19 protein-coding genes, 5 tRNA genes, 1 pseudogene and 1 riboswitch are annotated in these 24,362 nt (G+C 71.9%); of the genes and pseudogenes, 13 read left to right on the top strand and 12 right to left on the bottom strand.

Annotated elements, in window-relative coordinates; genetic code table 11:
- Positions 1 to 35: 35 nt before the first annotated feature.
- From ABZ861_RS15020 to ABZ861_RS15000, 5 genes are all read right to left on the bottom strand, one after another.
- Positions 36 to 812, bottom strand: coding sequence for an N-acyl homoserine lactonase family protein (locus ABZ861_RS15020; protein WP_361629430.1), 777 nt, complete (start codon positions 810 to 812; stop codon positions 36 to 38).
- A gap of 386 nt (positions 813 to 1,198) precedes the next feature.
- Positions 1,199 to 1,272, bottom strand: a tRNA-Phe gene (locus ABZ861_RS15015).
- Between the two features lie 24 nt (positions 1,273 to 1,296).
- Positions 1,297 to 1,371, bottom strand: a tRNA-Asp gene (locus tag ABZ861_RS15010).
- Between the two features lie 44 nt (positions 1,372 to 1,415).
- Positions 1,416 to 1,488: transfer RNA gene (locus ABZ861_RS15005), tRNA-Glu, on the bottom strand.
- Positions 1,489 to 1,688: 200 nt separating this feature from the next.
- A complete protein-coding gene (locus tag ABZ861_RS15000) occupies positions 1,689 to 2,039 on the bottom strand; it encodes a metallopeptidase family protein (protein WP_361629427.1) in 351 nt (116 codons plus the stop codon).
- Positions 2,040 to 2,231: 192 nt separating this feature from the next.
- On the opposite strand from ABZ861_RS15000, the gene ABZ861_RS14995 reads away from it, so the two are divergent.
- The 5 genes from ABZ861_RS14995 to ABZ861_RS14975 all read left to right on the top strand — a co-directional run bounded on the left by ABZ861_RS14995 (position 2,232) and on the right by ABZ861_RS14975 (position 8,907).
- Positions 2,232 to 2,786: a hypothetical protein gene (locus tag ABZ861_RS14995; protein ID WP_361629424.1), complete on the top strand. Its 555-nt coding sequence runs from the start codon at positions 2,232 to 2,234 to the stop codon at positions 2,784 to 2,786.
- Positions 2,787 to 3,158: 372 nt separating this feature from the next.
- Positions 3,159 to 5,354 carry a DEAD/DEAH box helicase gene (locus ABZ861_RS14990; protein WP_361629421.1) on the top strand — a complete coding sequence of 732 codons (2,196 nt, stop codon included), beginning with the start codon at positions 3,159 to 3,161 and terminating at the stop codon, positions 5,352 to 5,354.
- 365 nt (positions 5,355 to 5,719) lie between these two features.
- Positions 5,720 to 7,336: an amino acid permease gene (locus tag ABZ861_RS14985; protein ID WP_361629418.1), complete on the top strand. Its 1,617-nt coding sequence runs from the start codon at positions 5,720 to 5,722 to the stop codon at positions 7,334 to 7,336.
- A gap of 113 nt (positions 7,337 to 7,449) precedes the next feature.
- A tRNA-Lys gene (locus ABZ861_RS14980) sits at positions 7,450 to 7,522 on the top strand.
- A gap of 299 nt (positions 7,523 to 7,821) precedes the next feature.
- Positions 7,822 to 8,907: a phosphotransferase gene (locus ABZ861_RS14975; RefSeq protein WP_361629415.1), complete on the top strand. Its 1,086-nt coding sequence runs from the start codon at positions 7,822 to 7,824 to the stop codon at positions 8,905 to 8,907.
- Here the strand turns inward: ABZ861_RS14975 and ABZ861_RS14970 are convergent.
- Entirely contained in the window at positions 8,904 to 9,902 is a 999-nt protein-coding gene (locus tag ABZ861_RS14970; RefSeq protein WP_361629412.1) for a glycosyltransferase, read from the bottom strand. The genes ABZ861_RS14975 and ABZ861_RS14970 overlap by 4 nt on opposite strands.
- Between ABZ861_RS14970 and ABZ861_RS14965 the strand changes: the two genes are divergently transcribed.
- Together ABZ861_RS14965 and ABZ861_RS14960 are read left to right on the top strand one after the other, a co-directional pair.
- Positions 9,831 to 10,253 (top strand): tetratricopeptide repeat protein, encoded by a 423-nt coding sequence (locus ABZ861_RS14965; protein WP_361629409.1) that lies wholly within the window; start codon positions 9,831 to 9,833, stop codon positions 10,251 to 10,253. The two genes, ABZ861_RS14970 and ABZ861_RS14965, sit on opposite strands and share 72 nt — an antisense overlap.
- Complete coding sequence (locus ABZ861_RS14960) at positions 10,250 to 10,990, top strand: 5-formyltetrahydrofolate cyclo-ligase (protein WP_361629406.1); 741 nt, start codon at positions 10,250 to 10,252, stop codon at positions 10,988 to 10,990. The genes ABZ861_RS14965 and ABZ861_RS14960 overlap by 4 nt, the downstream gene beginning before the upstream one ends.
- 70 nt (positions 10,991 to 11,060) lie before the next feature.
- Here ABZ861_RS14960 and ABZ861_RS14955 read toward each other — a convergent pair.
- Positions 11,061 to 11,221, bottom strand: a pseudogene (locus ABZ861_RS14955) (thioredoxin family protein); the annotation flags it as partial.
- 257 nt (positions 11,222 to 11,478) lie between these two features.
- Positions 11,479 to 11,853, bottom strand: coding sequence for an ATP-binding protein (locus ABZ861_RS14950; protein WP_361629925.1), 375 nt, complete (start codon positions 11,851 to 11,853; stop codon positions 11,479 to 11,481).
- Between the two features lie 311 nt (positions 11,854 to 12,164).
- On the opposite strand from ABZ861_RS14950, the gene ABZ861_RS14945 reads away from it, so the two are divergent.
- The 6 genes from ABZ861_RS14945 to ABZ861_RS14920 all read left to right on the top strand — a co-directional run bounded on the left by ABZ861_RS14945 (position 12,165) and on the right by ABZ861_RS14920 (position 18,088).
- A complete protein-coding gene (locus ABZ861_RS14945; RefSeq protein WP_361629403.1) occupies positions 12,165 to 13,265 on the top strand; it encodes an XRE family transcriptional regulator in 1,101 nt (366 codons plus the stop codon).
- 15 nt (positions 13,266 to 13,280) lie between these two features.
- Positions 13,281 to 13,853 (top strand): HD domain-containing protein, encoded by a 573-nt coding sequence (locus ABZ861_RS14940; protein WP_361629400.1) that lies wholly within the window; start codon positions 13,281 to 13,283, stop codon positions 13,851 to 13,853.
- 219 nt (positions 13,854 to 14,072) lie between these two features.
- The gene (locus tag ABZ861_RS14935; RefSeq protein WP_361629397.1) at positions 14,073 to 15,212 is read left to right on the top strand and encodes a dihydrofolate reductase family protein; all 1,140 of its coding nucleotides are present in this window, start codon (positions 14,073 to 14,075) and stop codon (positions 15,210 to 15,212) included.
- A 99-nt stretch (positions 15,213 to 15,311) separates the two neighbouring features.
- Positions 15,312 to 15,385, top strand: a tRNA-Met gene (locus ABZ861_RS14930).
- A gap of 445 nt (positions 15,386 to 15,830) precedes the next feature.
- A riboswitch (cyclic di-AMP (ydaO/yuaA leader) is annotated at positions 15,831 to 15,990 on the top strand.
- 7 nt (positions 15,991 to 15,997) lie between these two features.
- The gene (locus ABZ861_RS14925; protein ID WP_361629394.1) at positions 15,998 to 17,062 is read left to right on the top strand and encodes a M23 family metallopeptidase; all 1,065 of its coding nucleotides are present in this window, start codon (positions 15,998 to 16,000) and stop codon (positions 17,060 to 17,062) included.
- Positions 17,063 to 17,143: 81 nt separating this feature from the next.
- Positions 17,144 to 18,088, top strand: coding sequence for an aldo/keto reductase (locus tag ABZ861_RS14920; protein ID WP_361629391.1), 945 nt, complete (start codon positions 17,144 to 17,146; stop codon positions 18,086 to 18,088).
- Between the two features lie 94 nt (positions 18,089 to 18,182).
- Here the strand turns inward: ABZ861_RS14920 and ABZ861_RS14915 are convergent, their stop codons facing one another.
- The 4 genes from ABZ861_RS14915 to ABZ861_RS14900 all read right to left on the bottom strand — a co-directional run bounded on the left by ABZ861_RS14915 (position 18,183) and on the right by ABZ861_RS14900 (position 24,149).
- Entirely contained in the window at positions 18,183 to 19,736 is a 1,554-nt protein-coding gene (locus ABZ861_RS14915) for a PrsW family intramembrane metalloprotease (RefSeq protein ID WP_361629388.1), read from the bottom strand.
- 275 nt (positions 19,737 to 20,011) lie between these two features.
- Positions 20,012 to 20,818: a tRNA (guanosine(46)-N7)-methyltransferase TrmB gene (trmB, locus tag ABZ861_RS14910; RefSeq protein WP_361629922.1), complete on the bottom strand. Its 807-nt coding sequence runs from the start codon at positions 20,816 to 20,818 to the stop codon at positions 20,012 to 20,014.
- A 442-nt stretch (positions 20,819 to 21,260) separates the two neighbouring features.
- Positions 21,261 to 22,505 (bottom strand): L-2-hydroxyglutarate oxidase, encoded by a 1,245-nt coding sequence (gene lhgO / locus ABZ861_RS14905; RefSeq protein WP_361629385.1) that lies wholly within the window; start codon positions 22,503 to 22,505, stop codon positions 21,261 to 21,263.
- 219 nt (positions 22,506 to 22,724) lie between these two features.
- Positions 22,725 to 24,149: an MFS transporter gene (locus ABZ861_RS14900; RefSeq protein ID WP_361629382.1), complete on the bottom strand. Its 1,425-nt coding sequence runs from the start codon at positions 24,147 to 24,149 to the stop codon at positions 22,725 to 22,727.
- Positions 24,150 to 24,362 lie beyond the last annotated feature (213 nt).

The following is a 24,362-nucleotide window of genomic DNA, read 5'->3' as shown; positions in this document are numbered from 1 at the left end:
TCGTCCTGTCCGGGATACGTGCGGGATCGCTGCTCCTATTCGGAGAGGGTGATCCGCTCGGCGAGCCGCTGCTCTGCGAACGGGTCGTGGGCGGGGAGCAGCACGGTGGGCTCACCGCGTCCGAAGGCCGCGATGGAGTCGAGCGTGTGGAGGGAGACCGCGAGGTTTCCGGATATTCCGTCCACGATGCGCTTCTCCAGCAGGTCGGCGTCGTAGGTCGCGTCACCGGCCAGGAAGTACGTCGTGGAGTCGTTGCGCACCACGACGGACATGTGCCCAGGCATGTGTCCGGGCGTGGGCACACAGAAGATCTTTCCGTCCTCCGTGACCGGGTACGTGTGCGCGAAGGGGCCTGCCGGCGGACCGGTGAAGGCGATGCGGTTCGGAGCGAACCACGAGGGCCAGTCATGCGGAAGCGCTCCGGCGAGGGTGCCTCGGAACCCGTGGGAGACCCCCCAGTTCTCCTCGCTCACGACGATGTCGGCGCCCTCGAAGTGAGACAGTCCGTCGGCGTGGTCGTGGTGGAGGTGGGACATGATGAGATGTCTCAGATCCTTTGTCGGGTCGATGCCCATGCTCCGCAGCCGGGGTCCGATCTCGTCATCCGGCGCCACATGGATATCCACGGACAACTGGAAGAAGGGGTGCCACCAAGGCAGCCAGCCGGGTATGGCCGTGCGGGAGCTCTCCCCGCTGTCCACAAGATAAAGGCCCTCGTCGTGCTCGATCAGGTACGTGTAGATCGGAAGCGGCTCGGTCCAGTCGCGGTCCAGGATGATGGCGAGCCGACGGCGCCAGATGGCGTGATCCATGCGACCCGCGCGATGTGAGGGACGGATGCGGATGCTGCCGGTTCTCACCGCCGTGATGGTCGCCATGACGTCCCTCCAAGAAGGCCGAACAGACCACACGTGCTGATGCCGTTATGACCAGTACGCCATCGGACGCACGGGGACGCAACCACGAGGTGCGCAGAGTCGGCGTGACGTCACGCGCACGGTCGCGATGCGGCACGCGCATGGTCGCGGTACGCCACGCGCACGGTCGCGGCGCTCCGCGATCCGATCGCCCTGGGACGAGGCTCGGGCCGGTAGCGGACGCGAGCGCTCGCGCTCCACGAGCGTCGGCCAGTCAGCGGCATACAACCAGCCGGCGACATACAACAAGACCCCAATCCCGAGGATTGAGGCCGAAGTTGTGGCTGGGGCCGGGGTCGAACCGGCGACCTATCGCTTTTCAGGCGATCGCTCGTACCAACTGAGCTACCCAGCCATGAGGTTTCACGTGAAACCTCAGCGGTCCTGACGGGATTTGAACCCGCGGCCTCCACCTTGACAGGGTGGCGAGCACTCCAAACTGCTCCACAGGACCATATTCACGTATGCGAACCAATTTGCATACGTAAGGGTTGTGTGTGCCCCCAACGGGATTCGAACCCGTGCTACCGCCTTGAAAGGGCGGCGTCCTAGGCCGCTAGACGATGAGGGCTATCGGCCCGCCTGGGCGCTTCTCAGCGCCTCGGGGACGAGAGAAGCATATGGGATGCCGGGGGGTATCGCCAAAACCGTTTCGCCCGCTCCGCCGTCCGGGGCCGCGCCCGGCGCCGCGCCGGACCGTATGGCCAGGTCGAGCGTGCCGTGCGCGACCTGGCCGTACGGGGCGTGCGAGGCGCCGGGCGCGGGGGGCCGTCAGCCCCAGCCCAGTTCGTGCAGCCGTTCCTCCGCGATGCCGAAGTGGTGCGCCACCTCGTGCACGACCGTCACTGCCACCTCGTCCACCACGTCCTCCGCCGTCTCGCAGGCGCGCAGGGTCGGGCCCATGTAGACGGTGATGCGGTCCGGGAGGACCCCGGCGTACCACTCCCCGCGCTCCGTGAGGGGCGTGCCCTCGTACAGGCCCAGCAGCTCCGGGTCGTCGGCGGACGGCTCGTCCTCGACGAACACGGCCACGTTGTCCATGACCCGCGTCAGCTCCGGCGGGATCCGGTCCAGGGCCTCGCTCACCAGTTCTTCGAACCTGTCGCGTGTCATCTCCAGCACAGGGCCATTGTCCGGGACGACGGAGCGGAGCGGGGCGGTCGCGGCGCCGCCGTCGTCGTGCCGCCGTGCCGGTGGGCGTCCGGGGCGCCGTCCGGGCGACGGCGTCGGCGCGCTGTTCGGCGTCGGTGGCGTGTCCTCTTGAGGGCGCCGGGAGTTGGACACGGAGACTTCTGCCTTCCGGAGGTGGCTTCCGTGCGCCCCTTGCCCTTGTCCGTCCGTCTGGCCGCGACGGCCGCCGCCCTCACCGCGGCCACCGGCTGTGTGAGCGTGGGGGACGACTCCGGCGGCGCCCCCCGGCCGTCGCACTCGGCGCTCCCGCACGGGCAGGGCGCCCGGGGCGGCGGGACGGAGGCGTCGGGCGGGGACGCGGCGGCCGGCGGCGACGGCGGTGACGGCAAGCACGGGCGCGACGGAAAGGGACGGGACACGAAGGACCCCTCGTCCTCCGCGTCCGCCGCGCAGTCGGCCGCGGGCAGCGCGTCCGCGGCCCCGCCGGGGAAGCCCGGCGCGCCCCCGCAGCCGGGCGGTCCGACGCCTCCCGCCCCGGCGCCCGAGCCGTCGCAGACGTCCGCCCCGCCGGCCCCGCCGCCCGTGTCCTCGCCCGCCCCGCCGCCCTCGCCGGACCCCACGCCGCCCGACCCGTCGTCCTCCGCGCACGACGGATCCGGGGCGCAGACGGGACAGCGCGCGCCGGGCCGGGTGCGGCAGCGGCGGCAGTCGCGCTGGTCGCGCTGGATGATTCCGTGACCCGACAGCCCGACAGCCCGACAGCCCGACAGCCCGACAGCCCGACAGCCCGACAGCCCGACAGCCCGACAGCCCGACAGGCGGCGCGCCCCCCTGACAGCCGGCGCGGCGCGCCGACAGGCGGCGGGCGGACGACGCCCTGACGTGCGCGGACGGGACTGAGGCGACGCTCAAGGGGCGCGATTTGCCTTCTGAGGGTAAGGCTGCGTAAGCTGTTAGATCGTTTGAACCCAATTGCCCGGCGCCCATGAAGAGCGCGCCGTGTGGCGCGTACTCTCCCTTGCCGTGGCGGACCGCATTGAGGCGGTCGTGAAGCGAAACACGGAGTTGACGGGCGCGTGCCGAAGAGACTCCGGAAGGTTTCGCATTCGCATGTCCATTATCAGTACTGACGTCGTCGTGCCCGAGAGCGCCGAGGACGCCCCCGAGGGCCACGAGGCCGCCGAGCAGGCGGAGACCCCCCAGGCCCCCGAGCTCACCTTCGCCGACCTGGGGCTGCCCGAGGGCGTCGTCCGCAAGCTCGCGCAGAACGGCGTGACCACCCCCTTCCCGATCCAGGCCGCGACCATCCCGGACGCCCTGGCCGGCAAGGACATCCTGGGCCGCGGCCGCACCGGCTCCGGCAAGACCCTCTCCTTCGGTCTGCCGACCCTGGCCGCGCTGGCCGGCGGCCGCACCGAGAAGAAGCGCCCGCGCGCCGTCATCCTCACCCCGACCCGCGAGCTGGCCATGCAGGTGGCCGACGCGCTCCAGCCCTACGGCGACGTCCTCGGCCTGAAGATGAAGGTCGTCTGCGGCGGCACGTCCATGGGCAACCAGATCTACGCCCTGGAGCGGGGCGTCGACGTCCTGGTCGCCACCCCGGGCCGGCTGCGCGACGTCATCAAGCGGGGCGCGTGCTCGCTCCAGGACGTGCGGATCGCCGTCCTCGACGAGGCCGACCAGATGTCCGACCTGGGCTTCCTGCCCGAGGTCACCGAGCTGCTCGACCAGGTCCCGTCGGACGGCCAGCGGATGCTGTTCTCCGCGACCATGGAGAACGAGATCAAGACCCTCGTCGACCGCTACCTGACCGACCCGGTCAGCCACGAGGTCGACGCGGCGCAGGGCGCGGTGACGACCATGTCGCACCACATCCTGATCGTGAAGCCCAAGGACAAGGCGCCGGTCACCGCGGCCATCGCCTCCCGCAAGGGCCGCACCATCATCTTCGTGCGCACCCAGCTCGGCGCCGACCGCGTCGCCGAGCAGTTGCGCGACGCCGGCGCCAAGGCCGACGCGCTGCACGGCGGCATGACCCAGGGCGCCCGCACCCGCACCCTGGCCGACTTCAAGGACGGGTACGTCAACGTCCTGGTCGCCACGGACGTCGCCGCGCGCGGCATCCACGTCGACGGCATCGACCTGGTGCTGAACGTCGACCCGGCCGGCGACCACAAGGACTACCTGCACCGCGCGGGCCGCACCGCCCGCGCGGGCCGCACCGGCACGGTCGTCTCGCTCTCCCTGCCGCACCAGCGGCGCCAGATCTTCCGGCTGATGGAGGACGCGGGCGTCGACGCCTCGCGTCACCTCGTCCAGGGCGGCGCGGCCTTCGAGCCGGAGGTCGCCGAGATCACCGGCGCCCGGTCCATGACCGAGGTGCAGGCCGAGTCCGCGGGCAACGCCGCGCAGCAGGCCGAGCGGGAGGTCTCCCAGCTCACCCAGCAGTTGGAGCGCGCCCAGCGGCGTGCCGCCGAACTGCGCGACGAGGCCGACCGGCTGGTGGCCCGCGCCGCCCGCGAGCGGGGCGACGACCCCGAGACGGCGGTGGCCGAGGCGCAGGCCGCGGAGAGCGCGGACGAGGTGTCGGTGCCGGAGCAGCCGGCGGCCAAGGACGTCGACCGGGCCGAGCGTTCCGACCGCGCGGAGCGCTTCGAGCGGAACGAGCGCGAGGAGCGTCCCGCGTCGTCTTCGTACGAGCGCCGCGAGCGGCGGGACGACAGGGGCGGGCGTACGTTCGACCGCGACCGTTCCTTCGACCGTGACCGTGACCGCGGTGGGCGCGGCTTCGAGCGCCGGGACGACCGCGGCGGCTTCAACCGCGACCGTGACCGGGACCGTGGCGGTGACCGGGGCGGCTTCCGCCGGGACGACCGCGGCGACAGGGGCGGCCGTTCCTTCGACCGCGACCGCGCCGGTGACCGTGGCGGCTTCCGCCGGGACGACCGGGACCGTGACCGCGGTGCGCGCGGCTTCGAGCGCCGGGACGACCGCGGCGGCTTCAACCGCGACCGTGACCGGGACCGTGGCGGTGACCGTGGCTTCGACCGCGGCGAGCGGAGCGACCGCGGCGAGCGGGGCGCCTTCCACCGGGACGAGCGTCCGGCCCGCCGCGACGACCGTGGCGGCCACCGCGGCAGCGACCGCCCGTTCAACCGCGACCGCCAGGGCGACCGCCCCGGCTTCCGCTCCGGCGGCCACGAGCGTCCGTACGGCCGCCGTGACGACCACCGCGGCAGCAGCAGCGGCAGCAGCTCCTCCTTCGGCCGCCGCGACGACAAGCCGCGCTGGAAGCGCAACGGCTGACGCGCGCTGAGGTCACCGCGCGGTGAGACGCCAGCGGTGACATGACAGCAGCGAGGTGACAGGGCCCGCACGACGACCGTCGTGCGGGCCCTGTCGTCGTGAACGGCCTCAGCACTGGCCGTCGCCGTCGTCCGGCCCGTCGCCGTCGCCGTCGCCGCCCTCGCCGTCGCCGTCGCCGTCATCGGCACCGGGCCCTGCCCCTCATCGGCGCCCGGCAACGCGGGCTCGCTCCGCCGGGACGCGGGACGCCGGGCCGCCCGGACGGACCGGCCACCGTGGGCTCGCTCCCGAACGGACCGACTCGCACGCACCGCCCACGCGCACCGCCCGCATGCACCGCCCGCAGTGCGGGAATTGCTGGGGACATGACAGATCAAGCCCCCGAAGGGCAGACGCAGGCCGCGCAGACGCAGGCCGGGCAGCCACAGGCCACTCAACCGCAGGCCGCGCAGGCCGCGCAGGTCCAGGCGCAGACGACCGGCCGCTCGTCGGACGAGGAACTGCTGGCCCAGCTCGGCTACACCCAGGTCCTCGCGCGCCGCATGTCCGCGTTCTCCAACTACGCCGTCTCCTTCACGATCATCTCGGTGCTGTCCGGCTGCCTGACCCTGTACCTCTTCGGGATGAACACCGGCGGCCCCGCCGTGATCACCTGGGGCTGGGTGGTCGTCGGCCTGATGACCCTGCTGGTGGGGCTGTCGATGGCCGAGATCTGCTCGGCTTACCCGACCTCCGCGGGCCTGTACTTCTGGGCCCACCGGCTGGCCCCGCCGCGTTCGGCCGCCGCCTGGGCGTGGTTCACGGGGTGGTTCAACGTGCTGGGCCAGGTGGCGGTGACGGCCGGCATCGACTTCGGCGCCGCGTCCTTCCTGGGCGCCTATCTGAACCTCCAGTTCGGCTTCGTCGTCACCCCCGGCCGCACCGTCCTGCTCTTCTCGGCGATCCTGCTCCTGCACGGCCTGCTGAACACCTTCGGCGTGCGGATCGTCGCCTTCCTCAACAGCGTCAGCGTGTGGTGGCACGTGCTGGGCGTCGCGGTGATCGTCGCCGCGCTCGCCCTGGTCCCGGACCGCCACCAGTCGACGTCGTTCGTCTTCACCCGCTTTGTGAACAACACCGGTTGGGGCAGCGGGACTTACGTGGTCCTGCTCGGCCTGCTGATGGCGCAGTACACCTTCACCGGCTACGACGCCTCCGCCCACATGACGGAGGAGACCCACGACGCCTCGACGGCCGGTCCCCAGGGCATCGTCCGCTCCATCTGGACCTCGTGGATCGCCGGCTTCGTCCTCCTGCTCGGCTTCGCCTACGCCATCCAGGACTACGGCCGCGAACTGGCCTCCCCGACCGGGGCGCCGCCCGCCCAGATCCTGCTCGACGCGCTCGGCGCGACGGCGGGCAAGCTGCTGCTCCTGGTCGTGATCGGCGCGCAGCTCTTCTGCGGGATGGCGTCCGTCACCGCCAACAGCCGTATGATCTACGCCTTCTCGCGCGACGGGGCGCTGCCCTTCTCCCGCCTCTGGCACACGGTGAGCCCCCGCACGCGCACACCGGTGGCGGCGGTGTGGCTGGCCGCGCTCGGCGCCCTGGCCCTCGGCCTGCCGTACCTGATCAACGTGACCGCGTACGCCGCCGTCACGTCCATCGCGGTGATCGGCCTCTACATCGCCTACGTCATCCCCACCCTGCTGCGGGTGCGCAAGGGCGCGGCGTTCGCCCGCGGCCCCTGGCACCTGGGCCGCTGGTCGCGGGCGGTCGGCGTCGTGTCGGTGGCCTGGGTCGGTGTGATCACCGTCCTGTTCATGCTGCCGCAGCTCTCCCCGGTCACCTGGGACACCTTCAACTACGCCCCCGTCGCCGTCCTGGTGGTCCTCGGCTTCGCCGCCGCCTGGTGGCTCGCCTCGGCCCGCCACTGGTTCCTCGCCCCGCCCGCGCCCGGCGCCCACCAGCCCACCCCGGCCCCCGATCCGGCCGCCCCCTGACCCCGCGGGCGCCCGCACGCCCCTTACCTCCAGGGACACGTCCGCCCCGCCGCCCCGATACGCGATCGGACACGCGCCCTCCTACGGCTATGCTCGGGGAGGCGACATCGCCAGGGCCCTTAGCTCAATTGGCAGAGCAGTGGACTTTTAATCCATTGGTTGTGGGTTCGAGTCCCACAGGGCCTACGGGTGCGGGGGGAGGGGCTATCCCCTCTGACCTGGGACGGAGCGCTCCGATCGGTTTCGGCTGATCGGGGCGCTCCGTCGTTCAGGGGCGCGTGCGTGAGCGGAAGAGGAAGTCCTACACGCCGAGGGCCGGACGGGTGAGGCGGTGGAACCGCCAAGGGCGGTCACTGTGGGGACAACCGCTCCTCGATCGCATCGACCGCTTCATGGAGTTGGCGGACGACCTGCGTGCTCCGCTCCCTGAAGGAACAAGACGGCCACCGTGAACGCCCGGCTACGCAGGAGCAGCCCAGTGATCCTTGTGTGCCCGGCTGTCCGACCCCCGTATCGTCGACTGGGTGACCGATGCGAATGTGGGGGACAGGACGCACATCCCCACAGATGATCTTGCCGCGCTGATCGAGGCGTTCGACATCGGCGAAGTACTGGATCGGCGGCACTTGGCCGACGGCCTGATGAACGTGAACTGGCGGCTGGTCACGCCAGTCGGAAGGTTCGTCCTCAAGCGGGTCACGGACGTGCCGCTCAACCGGCTGCGACGTAACCTCGCGGTCCTCCCTGTCCTCGCTTCGCACGGCGTCCCCGCGTGCGCTCCGCTGCCCACCGTTTCGGGCGAGGTGATCGCCGAAGTGGGCGGTAGCGGCTATTGCCTGTTCCCCTGGTCGGACGGGGAGCACGTGCGCGGAATCGACCTCTCCTTGTCGCAGGTGTCCGAACTCGGCGCACACCTCGCACGACTTCATGTGGCGCTGGGCCACACCGCAAAAGACCTAGGACTGCCCGCCGTGCCGGCATCGGTCACCGTTGAGGTGACGGAGCCTGGGCGAGCCGTACAGAAGGCTGATCGGCTTGTCGGAGCGATATCGGCCCTGGGCGTGGACGACGCCTTCGACGTGGCTGCGTCCATTGCCGTCGAAGAGCGCAAGATCCTCCTCGGCAAGCACGCCCACCTGCGCCCCGAGAGTGACATCCTTGCGGGACGGCACGGCTGGACGCACGGTGACTTCCAGTACCGGAACCTCCTCTGGGCGGACGGTGAGCTGGCCGCGATCCTGGACTGGGACCGGCTCGGCATTCGCCCGTACGCGGAGGAAGTCGTGCGTACGGCGCAGGTGCAGTTCGGCGTGGAGGGCGTCTTCGACTTGGAGCGGGTGTCGGCCTTCGTGTCCGGCTACCGGCCGGTGATTCCACTGGAGCCGGCCGCGCTGATCGACGCGGCTCGGCGACTGTGGTGGAAGCGGATGACGGACTTCTGGCAGCTCGAATTTCACTTCGATCGGGACGACCACTCCTGTGACGACCTGTTCCTCGCCGACGAGGCGCTCCTCCACTGGTGGACGGAGCGGCTCGACGTGGTGGAGCGGGCGTTCGCCGGGACTGCCTAGACAGGGACACCGAGTTCCCGGAGGTCGGGAAGGCACGGTCGCGTGAACCAGGCCGCCCGGCGCAGGGCCCTCATCCCGAGCGCCTCGCAGTCAGCGTTTCGGATCGCCCGTACCCATGTCTCAGGACCGGCGGCGCCGGGCAGCACGATCCCGGCGTCGCCGATCGCCTCGGGGATTCCGCCCCGGTCGGTTCCGATGCTCGGGACGCCGTGCAGCGCGGCCTCGATGATCACGCGGGGGAAGGCGTCCTCCACGACGGACGGGACCAGTAGCAGGCGGTGTTTCCGGTACAGGGTCCCCATGTCGTACACGCGGGGCACGTACGTCACGTTCGGGTGGGCGGCGAAGTCGGCGGTCGTGTCCCACCAGCCCTCTATCAGGGTGAAGTGCTGTTCCGGCATGAGCCGGATGAGTCGATGCAGTAGCTCCGAGCCCTTGGCCGGGACGGGGTTGATCATCAGTACGGACGCGGAGCGGATCTCGTCCATGCTCGGCCGAGGCGGAGCGAACGGCGGGTACATCACGGCAAGGCGGGTTCCAGCGGTGTGAGGTGCACGTGTCCGGACGAACTCCGACACGGCGAGACCGTAGTGGGGTCGGCCGGCGAGGACGCCCAGGCCCGTGGCGGAGACGGAGTGCAGCAGGCCGGCGACGAGCGCGGTCGGCCTGGTCTGCGCGGCGAGCTGCGCCGAGCCTTCCTGCGAGGTGAACACGACGTCGGGGCGGAGCGCGTCCAACAGGCTTCTGAGCGCGTGCTCCACGTTGTTCTGCGTCGACGCGGCGCACTCGACACCGTTCCACCGGTAGCGCAGGGCGTCCGCATCCTCGTAGTACGGGACGCGATGCAGGTCCAGATGGGCGCGCATCCCGGAGAGCTGGGTGGCCCCGCTCCAGGGGGCTTCGTGCGAGCCGAGGTAGGCGACGTGCCAGCCCGAGGCGGCGAGTTCTTCGGCGAGGAGCTGCTGTGTGACCTCGGCGCCGCCGACGCAGCCCACGAACTCTTCACCCCGACGCACTTCGGCCGCCTCGCCGGCTCCTGCTACCTGTCGCTCGGGAGGTTCGACAAGGCGGAGCAGTTCTTACAGGACACCGCGTCACGGATGCAGGGCCGTCACAAGTCGCGGGCGATCGTCCTGGGCAACCTCGCCCTCACCGCTATCCGCCGAGGCGACCTCGACGCCGGGCTCGCCGTCTTCGACGATGCCGTCGACGAACTGCAAGGGACGCGCGGAGGTGGTGGAATGAACATCGTCTTCCGCGCCGCACGCGAACTGCGCCCCTGGCGAGCCGAGAACGCGGTACAGGAGGCGCAGGATCGCCTGTTGGCACTGATGGAGGCGGCATGAGCGAAGACCGGACGTTCACGGACGTGGACCGAGCGAAGCAGCGAGTACGCGAGCGCGTATGGGACGTCCTTGACGCCAACAACGCCGTCCACGACGCCACCGCGCACGGCCGGATCCCGAACTTCGTCGGATCACAGGAGGCAGCCTCCAGGCTCGGGGCGCTCCCCGCCTGGCAGCACGCCGGAGTGATCAAGTCCGTGCCCGACAAGGCACAGATCCCCGTGCGCGCTCTTGCGCTGGCCGAGGGCAAGACCGTCTTCATGGCCGTGCCCAAGCTCGCTGACCCGCGCCCCTTCTACCTGCTCGATCCCGCAGCCCTCACCATCCCGCCAGCCGAAGCCGCCTCCAGCCGAGTCGCCGCCGACATCGCCCCCAAAGTGGGCGTGGACGCCCTCCAGCCCGTGGACATGGTCGTGCTGGGCAGCGTCGCCGTGAACCGAGCCGGGGTGCGCATCGGCAAGGGCGCCGGATACTCCGACCTGGAGTTCGCACTCCTCAGCGAGGCCGGGCTCATCGGCGACCACACCGTCGTCGTCACCACCGTGCACGGGCTGCAAGTCCTCGACGAGGATCTGCCCGCAACCACACACGACGTGGGTGTCGACGTGATCGTGACCCCACAGGAGACCATCACTTGCCCCTCACCGCACCGGCCGTCCGGGCTGGTGTGGGAACACCTGGACGCACGGAAGATCGCTTCCATTCCTGTGCTCGCGGCACGCGCTCCTGCGCGCTGACCTTAGATCTGCTCACAGGTCCGGGGGAGTTCAGCGACGTGCCACTGCGGCGCCCTGCGAGCGTGGCATGTCAGGTGAGGTGATTGGCGAGTTCGCGTTCGAGGGCGGCCTTCGGCTTGGCCCCTAAGATGGTCTGGACGACCTCGCCGCCTTTGTAGTGGTTCATGGTCGGGTCGGGATGCAGATGACGCCGTACTGAATGGCGATGGCGGGGTGCTCATCGATGTGGATGGGCGCTGCTGGCCCGATAGCGGTACGCCGCGCTATGCGTGATCAGGGCGAACGCTCTCTGACGCCACCAGGCACGAGCTTGTCACAACTCGCCTATTGAGCGGAGGCCGTGCCGAGCGCAACTCCCTGATGAGCTGGGAGGCGAGCACGCAGCACAGACGGTCGTCCCCCGCGCGACGTGTTCGGCTTCGCGCGTCAGCAGCGGCCAGCACTCGGCTGCCTATGGTCCGCCGGGCGCCCAGTGCCCTCCGCTGGGGTCAGTCAGCACGCGTCGCACGGACAACGGGTTCGCCGACGTGCTCGGACCAGACGCGTTTCCCCCAGGGGAGCAGATCCGTTCCCCATCTGTCTGACACGGCTTCGATCAGGTGCATTCCACGGCCAGTCGAGGCGTTCTCCGAGGGCGTCACAAGGTACGGAGGCTTCTTCGATCGATCCGAAACGGCGATGCGCACGCGGTTTGGGCCCACGCGGGTCACCCGCACCACCATTCGCCGGCCCGAGCCGTGACGAACAGCGTTCGCTGCCAACTCCGACACTGCCAGCGTCGCGTCCTCAGCTATGCCAGCCAGGCTCCAGGCGTCCAGGGCCGAGCGAACGAGTCGGCGCGCATGGGGGACTGACCTGGCCACGCGGGGGAGTTGCGAGGAGTATCCGGGATAGCCGACAGCAGCAACTTGGGTCACGATCGGGGTCACAGCGCTTCCTCCGAGGTTTGGAGCACTTGGCCCCTGCCGGGGGCGCACACAAGGCCAAGCGCTCTCCTCCAAGCCGTCGCGTTGCGCGGGGGAGCGCAGGAGCACATGCCTTGCGACGGCTGCGGCGTCACCACGGAGCTGAAACAGAATCCGTGTGAATCCCGCGATTTGAATCTACGAGCTCGCCGGATGCGTGAGGACTGACCGAGGGTACGTATTCGGTAGCTGACTGCATCAGGAGCGGTATGGCAGCTCAAGGACGACGCGGGACAGGCGGCACGATCGCCGGATTCGTTCTGCGCCTGACCCGCGAAACCATCCCTGCCACGCAGTCCGGCTTCGCCGAGAAGTTGGGCGTTGACCTGGCGACTGTTCAAGGCTGGGAGTCCGGCCGACGCCCCCTGGCGCACATGAAGGCGGGCGCGCTCCTCAACCTCCGTCGTCAACTTCCGCTGCTGGGCGCGGACCCTGGCGTGCTGGCTTTCCTCGACGCTGCGATGGACGCTGACCGGATCATCGCGGCAGCCCTGCATCCACCCGAGGCGGGGCATCCGCACCCGCTTGCGGAGTGGGTGCACACCCGCGATACGGCTCACATGATCGCTTGGGCCCTCAACGGCACAACGCCACCCGCTCTCGCCCACCGAGTCAGGACGCCGAGGCGGAGCACGACTCCCTTGGCGCCGCTGCTGCCCGCCCAGGTGCGCAAGGACTTCTTCGATCACCTGAGGGCATCTGCCGAATCCGCCGACCGTACGAGCGATCAGGGCGTGTTACTCCACCGGCAGGCCCTGTACCTCAGCTCCTACGACCGAAGCCCCGACGCCACTCGTTGGACGGCACAGGCCCTGCACTCACGGCGAGACGTGCTCGCCGCACACGGATGGACGCCTCGTTGGGCCGGGGCGCGTTCCACAGCCGCAGCCTTGGCCCGACTCGGTGACCCGGAGCCACTGCTCACGTTCATCGACCGGTCCATGGCCGAGGACGACGACGCCGAAGCAGCCAATTTGAACTACTGGGCCTATTGGCTGGGAGCGTTGCCGCAGGCCCAGGCCAGCGACCACTTCATGGTCGACAAGACTCTCTCAGCGTTCGAACCCGTGGCGCTCTTCCGGCGCCTCGTGCAGGGCATCCATCAGGCCCCGGGCTACGTCGATCTGTACGTCCACAGCCTGTGGGCGCTTCTTGCCGTCTGCGGATGGCTCCCGCTCGCTGTCCCGGATGCGGCTCGGTCTCTCGGTCAGGAGGTCGATCAGCTCCTCAGCAGTGATCGAATCTCGGCTCGCGCCCAGCGCGAACTAAGCACTATGCATTACGTTTTACGCCAGAATTGCAAGGCATAGGACCGGAGGCACCACATGGCGGACGAGACGGCAAAGGGCACCGCAGGCTTCCTGATGGAGATGGGGATGCTGAAGAGGGCCAAGCGCTCCGGGTGGTGGATCGCCGGGATCAAGGACCCCGAGACGATCGCCGAGCACAGTTTCCGCGCGGCCCTGATCGCCTCGGTGCTCGCCATGATGGAAGGCGCCGACCCCGCCAAGGCCGCCCTTCTCGGGCTGTGGCACGACACCCAGGAGACGCGGGTCAGCGACATCCCGCACATCGGCAGGCGGTACCTGGACGCGGCGTCGAACGAGAAGGTCACCGCCGATCAGGTGTCGGCAGCGCACCCCGCCGTGAGGTCCGGCGCACAGAAGATCGTCGAGGAGTACGAGCAGGGCGACTCCCTTGAGGTGATCTGCGCGCACGACGCCGACAAGCTGGAGTGCCTGATCCAGGCCGTCGAGTACCGGGAGCAGGGCTGCGCGAACGTCCAGGGCTGGATCGACAGCAGCGTCTCGAAGCTCAAGACGGCCTCCGCACAGGAACTGGCGGAGGCGGCGCTGACGATGACCTCGGTGGAGTGGCAGAAGGTCTACCTGCCGTAAAAAGTACGGGGACACGACGTCGCGACGATCACGCATGGGTTCGGTGGGCGCGCCGGCCTCGGTGCCGAGTTCAGCGTGCGGTGGCACACCCCATGCGTGTGTGCGGTGGCGCACCCTGTGATCCGGGTTTCTCCGTCGAGGACGGCGCCGCCCAGCAGCGGCCCAGCGCCCCCCCACCCCCGCTGGACCCCTTCCCCCCTCGCGAGGGAGACTGCCTCGGTGGCTCTTCCGTATGTCCTGCTGTCCGCCGCCGTCTCTCTCGACGGTTATCTGGATGACACCGGTCCCGACCGTCTGCTGCTGTCCGGTCCCGCTGACTTCGACCGGGTCGACGCGGTGCGGGCGTCGGTCGACGCGATTCTGATCGGCGCCGGCACACTGCGCGCCGACAACCCCCGGCTCCTGGTGAACTCGCCGCGGCGGCGCGCCGACCGGGTCGCCGCGGGGCGGCCGGAGTACCCGTTGAAGGTGACGGTCAGCGCCTCCGGCGCGCTGGACCCCGAGGCGCGCTTCTGGCACACCGGCGGCGAGAAGGCCGTCTACACCACCGACGCGGGCGCCGAGCGGCTGCGCGGGACCGCCGTCGCGGACGCCGCCGCCGTCGTCTCCCTGGGCGCCGTACTCGACTGGCGCCGCCTGCTGGAGCACCTGCACGACGAGCGCGGGGTGCGCCGGCTCATGGTCGAGGGCGGCGGGACGGTGCACACCCAACTGCTCCAGCGCCAGCTCGCCGACGAGGTGCAGCTCGTCCTGGCCCCGCTGTTCGTGGGGGACCCGCGGGCGCCTCGGCTGTTCGGGCCGGGCGCGTACCAAGGGGGCCGGCTGCGGCTGGTGGAGAGCCGGTCCGTCGGGGACGTCGTCCTCATGCGCTACGAGCCGACCGCCCCCGGCGCCGCGGGCGCGGCCGTTCCCGCGGACCGGCACTGGCTGCGGATCGCGTGCGAGCTGGCGGCGCGGTGCCCGCCGTCGCGGACCGCCTTCAGCGTGGGCGCCGTGGTGGTCGCCGCCGACGGGACCGAGCTGGCGCGCGGACACTCGCGCGAGGGCGGCGACCCGGTCGTGCACGCGGAAGAGGCCGCGCTGGCCAGGATCGATCCCGCGGATCCGCGGCTGGCCGGCGCCACGGTCTACAGCAGCCTGGAGCCGTGCGCCCGCCGCGCTTCGCGGCCCCGCCCGTGCGCCCGGCTGATCCTCGACGCGGGAGTGCGGCGCGTGGTCACGGCCTGGCGGGAGCCGGACACGTTCGTGGAGGGCGCCGACGGGAGCGCCGTGCTGGCGGGCGGCGGTGCGGAGGTCGTCGTCCTGCCGGAGTTCGAGGAGGCCGCCCGGGAGCCCAACCGGCACCTGGGCGCTCCGTGAGCGCGGCCGGACATGCGGTCGGCGAGCGGGTCCGCGGGCAGGTCCGCGGGCAACGCGTTCGCGAGCAGGCCCGTGGATGAGGTATGTTTACTTCATCGACGCGGGGTGGAGCAGCTCGGTAGCTCGCTGGGCTCATAACCCAGAGGTCGCAGGTTCAAATCCTGTCCCCGCTACTGAAGGCTCAGGGCCGCTTTCGATCTACGGATCGGGAGCGGCCCTGAGTGTTTTCCCGGCGGGAGTGCGTCCGCTGGGGTGCGTTCGCTGAGGTGCGCGGTCTCCGACGTCCAGCGTCCCTCGCGCCCCGTTCACAGTGGGCGACTGACTGATCTCGGCTTCTGGCGGCTTCAACCGCCTCCCCTGCGCTCCGGTGACTCCCGCGGCGCCTGAAGCACCGTCAGAACGCGCGAGTTCCGGCGCCCGGCCCCCGCCTCCCTGCGCACCGGCCCCCGCCTCCCTCACCGCCCCGCGGTCAACTCGCCCGGTTTTGGCCGTGCATGAACCCTGCGGGTCGGCCAAAAAGGCTGAATGATCAAGCCGTACGGCTTGGAATCTCTGGCGCGGGTCTATTAACGTTCGATAACGCAGCGCGGTCGTCACAGCCGTCACAAGAGGCGGCTCCGTGCGCACGCGCCGAATCCCGTGAGGGAACCGGGGAACCACCACCTTGGGGTGAATCGGGCGTACTCCACCGTCGTCGCACGGCGGGTTTACGCGCGTAGGAGACCTTCCCGTTCCGAACCCGTCAGCTAACCCGGTAGGCGACGGAAGGAAAGGAGCACGCCCGCGTGGCGTCCAACCGGCCTGCCTCTGCTGCCCCGTTCGTGCCGACCCAGCGCTCCGAGACCTTCGGCCACGACGGCGGGCGCCCCGACGAGGGGCCCTGGGAGGAGTGGAACCCCACCGAGGACTCGCTCCGTCCGGTGCGCGGCCGGCACCGTGTCGCCAAGCAGCGCGGCGGCGGACTCGCCCGCAGCTCCACCGTGCTCGGCGTGGGCGTCATGGCCGCCGTCGGCGCGGGCGGGATGGCCAGCGCCCATACCGGGAAGCCGCCGGTCTCCATCTCGCTGCCCGACCTGCCCTCCGTGGAGTCCCTGCTCGACGGCGCCGGTCACGACGGCGCGCAGGATGCGCGGGGCTCGGCGACCGCGCTCAGCGACCTCGCCGGGCGCCCCGCGACGACGACCGCGGTCTCCGCCGCGAGCACGCGCACCGGCGCCGACGCAGGGGAGACGCTGCGCAACCGCATCATGGCCCAGGCCGAGCAGCAGCAGAGCCAGGTCACGGCCAAGGCGCAGGCGACGGCGGAGGACGCGGCCGCCCGGCGGGCCGACGCGGCCGTCGCCACGGCGCGGAAGCAAGCCGAGGCCAAGGCCGTCGCCGCGAAGAAGCAGGCGGACGAGGCGGTTCAGAGGAAGGCCGAAGAGGTCAGACGCGCGGAGCTGGCCGCGCAGTACACGCTGCCGACCTCCTCGTACACCATCACCTCCACCTTCGGCGAGGCCGGCTCCATGTGGTCCTCGGGCCACCACACCGGCCTCGACTTCGCCGCGCCCACCGGCACCCTGATCAAGGCGATCCACAGCGGCACGATCACCGAGGCCGGATGGGCCGGCGCCTACGGCTACCGGACGATCCTCACCCTCGACGACGGCACCGAGCTGTGGTTCTGCCACCAGTCGTCGATCAACGTGACGGTCGGGCAGAAGGTGAGCACCGGCGAGATCATCGGCCGCGTCGGCGCCACCGGCAACGTCACCGGGCCGCACGTGCACCTGGAGGTGCATCCGAACGGCCAGGCCGCCGCCATCGACCCGATGCCCTGGCTGCGCGACAGGGGCCTCAACCCCTGAGCCACACCGTTTGCCCGGTTTTTGCGGCAATGCGGCGCGCGCCGAGGAATGGCAGGCAGCGGGCGATCGTTGACTGCATACATGACTTCTCTTCGCACACTTGGCTCGTCCGATCTTGAGGTCTTCCCGCTGGCGCTGGGCGGCAACGTCTTCGGCTGGACCGCCGACCAGGAGCAGTCCTTCGCCGTCCTGGACGCCTACGCCGCCGCCGGGGGCAACTTCGTCGACACCGCCGACGTCTACTCGGCGTGGGTCGAGGGCAACCGGGGCGGCGAGTCCGAGACGATCATCGGCGACTGGCTCAAGGAGCGCGGCAACCGCTCCGACGTCGTCATCGCCACCAAGCTCGGCCAGCACCCCGACCACCAGGGGCTGACCGCCCCCGTCATCAGGGCCGCGGCCGACGCCTCCCTGAAGCGCCTGGGCACCGACTACATCGACCTGCTCTACACCCACTACGACCGGCCGGAGGTCCCCGTCGCGGAGATCATCGGCACGCTCGACGAGCTGGTGAAGGCGGGCAAGGTGCGGCACATCGCCGCCTCCAACATATCCGCCGGGCGCCTGCGGGAGTCGCTGGAGTTCTCCGAGCGGGAGGGCCTGGCCCGGTACGCGGCGCTCCAGCCGCAGTACAACCTCGTCTCGCGCGACACCTACGAGGGCGAGCTGCGCGACCTCGCCGAGAGCGCCGGCCTGGCCGCCCTCCCCTACTACGCGCTGGCCTCCGGCTTCCTGACCGGCAAGTACCGGCCCGGCACGACGGTCGACAGCGCACGGGCCGAGGGCGCCGCCAAGCACCTGGCGACCGAGCGCGGCCAGAAGGTCCTGGCCGCCCTCGACGAAGTCGCACAGGCGCACAGCGCCGAGGTCGCCACGGTGGCCCTCGCCTGGCTGGCCGCCCAGCCGACGGTGGCCGCTCCGATCGCCTCGGCGCGGACCGTGGAGCAGCTTCCGGCCCTGCTCGCGGTGGCCGATCTGCGCCTGACGCAGGAGGAACTGGACCAGCTCACCCAGGCATCGGCCTGAGCAGCCGCCCCACCCGCACCGGGCGCCCCACCCGCACCGGGCGTCCCACCCGCACCGGGCGTCCCACCCGCACCGGGCGTTGTGCCGGCCTCCGCTACGGCGCCCGGTACGGGTCCTGCGGGACGTAGGGGGCGGGGGAGGGGACGGCCGGGGCGTGCTGGCGCGGCACGTACGGCCCCGGCGCCGCCGCAGGTCCGGGCGACGTCCCTGGCCGCCCGGACCAGCCCGGATACGGCTGCGCGTAGAGGTACGGGTACGGGTACGAATACGGCCCTGGTACGCCGTACTGCGGCTGCCCGTACATGCCGTGGGCTCCCCACGCCCCGTGCCCGTGCGGGCCTCCCCAGGCCCCGTGCCCGCCTTGGCCTCCCCACGCCCCCGGCGCCCCGTATCCGGCCCACGGCGACGCGGCGAACCGCACCGGCGGGGCGGTCATCCGGGCCGCGTGTTCGAGGGCGGGCCGCGCCACCGCCCGGCGCCGCCACAGCTCGTGCAGCAGATCTCGTTCCCGCGCGGCCATGTCGGATCCGGCCCGGCCGAGGCGTCCGCGGCGCCGCAGGAAGGCCAGCGAGGTGGCGTACGCCTCGTACTGGGCGACGGTCCGCGCGGCCGGTTTGCCCAGGTGGTGGGCCGCGTACGCGCGGGCGAGCCGCCGGGCCCGCAGGGAGCCCAGGGCGAACGGCTCGGCGGGCGCCAGCCATCCGGCGGCGGCGTAGCCGGGCAGCTCCTCGCGCACGGTCCGCAGCTCGCGCTGCCGGGTCCAGACCACCAGCCAGGTCAGCAGGCCGAACGCGGGCAGCATGACGACCCCGTACACCGCGAAGAAGCCCCACTCGCCGAAGGCCGAGGAGCCGTTCCAGAAGGCGTGCATGCCCATCGCGAGCAGCAGCCCGGCCGCCGGTGCCAGGACGCGGCGCAGGCGCTGGCGCTCCCCGGCCAGGGCGGCGAGGCCGAAGCCGATGCCCGTGCAGACGGTGAACAGCGGGTGCGCGAACGGCGACATCACCACCCGCACGAAGAAGGTGGCCGCGGTGACCGAGGCGACGCCCCGGTCGCCGGTGAGCTGGTCGGCGCCGAAGGCGGTGCCGAGGTAGAGGATGTTCTCGGTGAACGCGAACCCGGTCGCGGTCACCCCGGCGACGACCGCCCCGTCGACGACGCCGGTGACGTCGCGTCGGCGGAAGAGGAAGATCAGCAGGACGGCGGCGGCCTTCGCGGACTCCTCCACCACCGGCGCTATCACGGTCGCGCCGAGGGCGTGCGCGTCCCCCGGATCAGCGGTCGCCGCCGCGATCCACTTCGTCGCGAAGCTGTTGGCGACGAGCGCGATGAGCGCGGCGGCGCAGGCGCCCCAGGCGAAGGCGAACACCATGTTCCGCCAGGGGCCGGGGTGGACCCGGTCCAGCCAGCGGAAGGCGGCCGTCAGCAGCGGGACGGGCAGCACGGCCAGCCCGAGGCCCACCAGCAGTCCCTCGGCGCCGGTCTGCCGAAGCACCAGGGCGAGGATGACCAGCCCGGACAGCGCGAGCAGGGCGGCGAGGGCGCCGTAGCGCACCCTGCGCCGCTGCCACCAGTGCGGACGCCCCGGCCCACCGCCTGCGAGGACGGGAGCGGGGGGCTGCGTCGGGTACGGGGGAGGGGATGCCACGCCCCCGTACCCTAACGAGCGCGGGCGCCGCCCGCGACGGTGCCTCACCTGGGCTGCGACCCTGCCTCACCTGGGCTGCGACCCTGCCTCACCTGGGCTGCCGCAGGGCCTCACCTGGGGTCCGGCTCGTGACGGGCCCCTCTTGAGCGGGCGAGCGGACGGGGCCGTGCCCCGGTCCGGCGGGACGCGCGTGGGTCCGCCGGTCATCGCACTAGGGCGTGTTTCGAAAGCAGCGTCATCCGCCCGCCGGGCAGACGGGACTTTCGAAACACGCCCTAGGCGTCGCTCCGGGCGTCGTTCCCCTCGCCGTGGGGCACGCGGCGGAAGAGCAGGTCGTGCACGGCATGGCCCTTGTCCAGTCCCTGGCCCTCGAAGCGGGTCAGCGGCCGGAAGGCGGGGCGGGGCGCGTAACCGCCGTCCGCCTGGGTGTTCGCGAAGCCGGGGTGCGCGGTCAGCACGTCGAGCATCTGCTCCGCGTACGGCGCCCAGTCGGTCGCGCAGTGCACCAGCGCCCCGGGCCGCAGCCTGGCGGCCGCCAGGGTGAGGAACTCGGGCTGGATCAGCCGCCGCTTGTGGTGCCGCTTCTTCGGCCAGGGGTCGGGGAAGTAGACGCGCAGCCCGTCGAGCGAGTCGGGGGCGAGCATCTCGCGCAGCAGGATGATCGCGTCGCCGTTGCCGACCCGGACGTTGGCGAGCCCTTCCCGGTCGGCGAGGCTCAGCAGATTGCCCTGGCCGGGGGTGTGCACGTCGACCGCGAGGACGTTGACGTCCGGGTCGGCGGCGGCCATCCGCGCGGTGGCCTCGCCCATCCCGAAGCCGATCTCCAGCACGACGGGGCGGCCGTTGCCGAACAGCTCGGCGAGGTCGAGGACCCGCTGCCCGTCCACGTCCAGGCCCCACGCGGGCCACAGCCGCTGGAGCGCGTCCGCCTGGCCCGCGGTGACCCGGCTGCGCCGCGGCTGAAAGCTCCGGATCCGCCGCTCGAAGTGCGATCCGGCGGGATCGGCCTGCGGGCCGCCGGGGAACCTCGGCTCCCCCTTAGCCCGCGTGGGCCGGACGGACGCGGACGCGGCGGCGGGCAGGTGCGGGGAACCGGGGGCGGCGGGGACGTTCAACGAGTCAGACACAGTGGGATCGATTTTACGGGGCGGACGGCGCCGGTTTCGCGGCGCGGGCGGCGCCGGGTTCACGGTGCGGGCGGCACCGGTCTCACGGTGGGGGCGCCGCCGGCTTTACGGAGCGGCTGGCTCCGGGTTCACGGTGGGGGCGGCACCGGCTTTACGGGGTGGGCGGCGCCGGCTTTACGGGGCGGACTGCGCCGGTCTCACGGTGGGGGGCGCCGTCGGCTTTACGGAGCGGCTGGCTCCGGTTCCACGGTGGGGGCGGCACCGGCTTTACGGGGTGGGCGGCGCCGGGTGGTCCCGGGTTCACGGTGCGGGAGGCGCCGGTTCCACGGCGCGGGCGGTGCTGGTCTCACGGCGCGGGCGGCGCCGCGCGGTCCCGGAAGGAAGCGGCCGACCCGCTTCACTCCGCTCTTCGCAGCGCCTCCAGGGCTCGCCGGGCCACCTCCCGGCCGATCGGCAGGGAGGCCGTCGCGGCCGGGGACGGCGCGTTCAGCACGTGCACCGCCCGCGCTCCCTCCTGGATCAGGAAGTCGTCTGCCAGCGACCCGTCCCGCAGCACGGCCTGCGCCCGCACTCCCGCGGGGGCAGGCGCCAGGTCCGCCTCCTCCACGCCCGGCAGCAGCCTGCGCACCGCCTCGGTGAACGCCGCCTTGGACACCGACCGCCGCAGCTCCCCCGCCCCGTACCGCCAGTGCCGCCGCGCCATCCGCCAGGCGCCCGGCCAGCTCAGCGTCCCCGCCAGCTCCCGGGGCCGGACGACCGACCACCCGTATCCCTCGCGGGCCAGGGCGGGCACCGCGTTGGGGCCGACGTGCACCCCGCCGTCGATCCCGCGCGTGAGGTGCACGCCGAGGAACGGGAACGCCGGGTCCGGCACCGGATACACCAGCGCGCGCACCAGCTCGGGGCGGGTCAGCTCGTAGTACTCACCGCGGAACGGCACGATCCGCGCTTCCGGCTCGTCCCCGGTCAGCCGGGCCACCTCGTCGCACCGCAGCCCGGCGCAGTTGACCAGCACGCGCGCCCGGACCACGTCCCCGCGGGCGGTGCGCACGGCGACGCCGAGAGCGGGCCGCCGGTCCACCTGGACGACCCGCGCCCCGTAGCGGATCTCCGCCCCGGACGCGTCCGCCAGCACCCGCGCCACCGCCGCGTAGTCGCAGATCCCGGTCGTGCCCACGTGGATGGCGGCCAGTCCGCGCACCTCCGGCTCGTACCGCGCGATCTGGGCCGAGCCCAGCTCGCGCACCGGGATGCCGTTCTCCCGGCCGCGCTGGACCAGGGCGTGCAGTCGGGGCAGCTCTCGGCGCTCGGTGGCGACGATCAGCTTGCCGGTGACGGCGTGCGCGACGCCGTACTCCGCGCAGAACTTGACCATCTCCGCGGCGCCCCGGACCGCGTAGCGCGCCTTCAGCGAGCCCGGCCGGTAGTAGATCCCGCTGTGGATCACCCCGCTGTTGCGCCCTGTCTGGTGCCGGGCCGGGCCGGGTTCCTTCTCCAGCACGGTCACACGGGTGCCCGGCGCGGCGCGCGTGATCGCGTACGCCGTCGCAAGACCGACGATCCCGCCTCCGATCACCAGCACGTCGCAGTCGTGAGCGATGTCCGGCCGCACCTGCTCCACCTCCCGGCTTCGATAGTGCACTGCGCCACTGACAACGCGTTCAAACCGGCTTCCCGGCGCGCCCTCGCCCGGGGCGGATCACCGGCGTCCGGCGGGGCGGCGCCGGGGCGACGAGGAGGGGCGCCGGGTGTCCACGAGGGGCGCGGGTTCGCCGGTCGGGCGCCCCGCGACGGCGACCAGATGCCTGGAACGGGCGGCCGCCCGAACCAGATGCCTGAAACGGGCGGCCGCCCGGCCGGCTCAGGCCGTCGTCATCAGCAGCGGGCGGGCCCGCTCGCGCAGCTCCGCCACGCGGGGCTCGTCGCCGTAGGGCTCCAGGCGGTGCAGGAGGTCCTTCACGTACTCCGTGGTGCGCGCCGAGGAGATGCGTCCGGCGACCTCCACGGCCCGTACGCCCTGCTCGCAGGCCGCGTCCAGGTTGCCCGACTCCAGTTCGGCGACCGCCGAGACGATCAGCCGCAGTCCGTGCGAGCGGACGAACTCCTCCGTCGGCCTGGACAGCGCCTGCTCGGTGAAGCGGCGGACCTGGCGCGGCGCCTTCAGGTCGCGGTAGCACTCGGCGGCGTCGGCGGCGAACCGGTCGTAGCCGTAGAAGCCGAGCCAGGTCGGGTCGTTGTCGCCGTCGCGGGACCGCTCCAGCCAGCCCTCGGCCGCCTTCAGGGCGCCGCCGGCCGCCGGGGCGTCTCCCGCGCGCGCGTGGGCGCGTGCTTCGACGAGGCGGAAGAAGCTCATGGTGCGGGCGGTGGCCAGGCCCCGGTTGCGCTCCAGGGCGGCCTGCGCGAGGTCGACGCCCTCGTCGCCGAAGCCCCGGTAGGTCGCCTGGAGCGACATCGACGCCAACACGTATCCGCCCAGCGGCACGTCGGCCGCCGCGCGGGCCAGCCGCAGGGCCTGGATGTAGTACCGCTGCGCGGCCTCCTGTTGGCCGGTGTCGAAGGCCATCCAGCCCGCCAGCCGGGTCAGTTCGGCCGATGCGCCGAACAGCGCCCGGCCGACCTCGTCGGAGTAGGAGCCGAGCAGCAGCGGCGCCGCCTCCACCCGCAGGCACTCCGGCACCATCGACGAACGCCAGTCGCCGCCCCCGTACTTGGAGTCCCAGCGTCTGGCGTCCTCGGCGGCCTCGCGCAGTTTGCGCACGTCGCTGTGGCCGACTTTGGCGGGTCCGCCCGAGTCCTCCGCCGCCGTCGCCTCGCGCGCCACCGAGCTGTCGGCCGGGGTTATCAGCCACCGGGAGGCGGGCGTGGCGTACGCGGTCACCGCGAACGACCCGGCGAGCGACTGCCAGATGCCGCCGGAGCCGGCGCGGCGGCCGGCCAGGTCGAGCCGGTACAGCTCCGTCGCCGACCGCACCGCCTGGTCGACGTCCCGGGGGAAGGCGAGGCCCACTTCGGGCGCCGGGTCGGCGTCCGCGAGGCCGATCTCGTGCAGCGGCACCGGGCGGCCGAGCTTCTGGCCGATGGCGGCGGCTATGAGGTGCGGCGCGGCGCCCTGCGGCACCATCCCCTTCGACACCCAGCGCGCCACCGAGGTCTTGTCGTAGCGAAGAGTCAACCCTCGTTGGGCGCCGAGGTCGTTGACGCGTCGCGCGAGTCCCGCGTTGCTGATTCCCGCGAGGGCGAGAACGGCGCCGAGCTTTTCGTTCGGCCCGCGTTGCTCCCTGGACATGCGCCACCCCTCGACACAGACGGCTGCCGCGCTGGCATAGCCACGCGGCATTCGTAAACACAGCGTAGTTCGCCGCATCCCAAGCGTTAAGGGGCATTCTTCCGGATGGCGGGATTGTGGCCCGCGTCCGCACGGGCGTCCTGCACGCAGTGTCGCGGTGTGCTCCCGGTGTGTGGCCGTGCGCCCGTCCGTGCGCTCTACTCCGGCCACCCC

The organism is Streptomyces sp. NPDC046985, from assembly GCF_040644415.1.
GTDB lineage: Bacteria > Actinomycetota > Actinomycetes > Streptomycetales > Streptomycetaceae > Streptomyces.
Note: the sequence above shows the minus strand (reverse complement) of the source record. Positions and strands in the feature narration are given on the sequence as shown.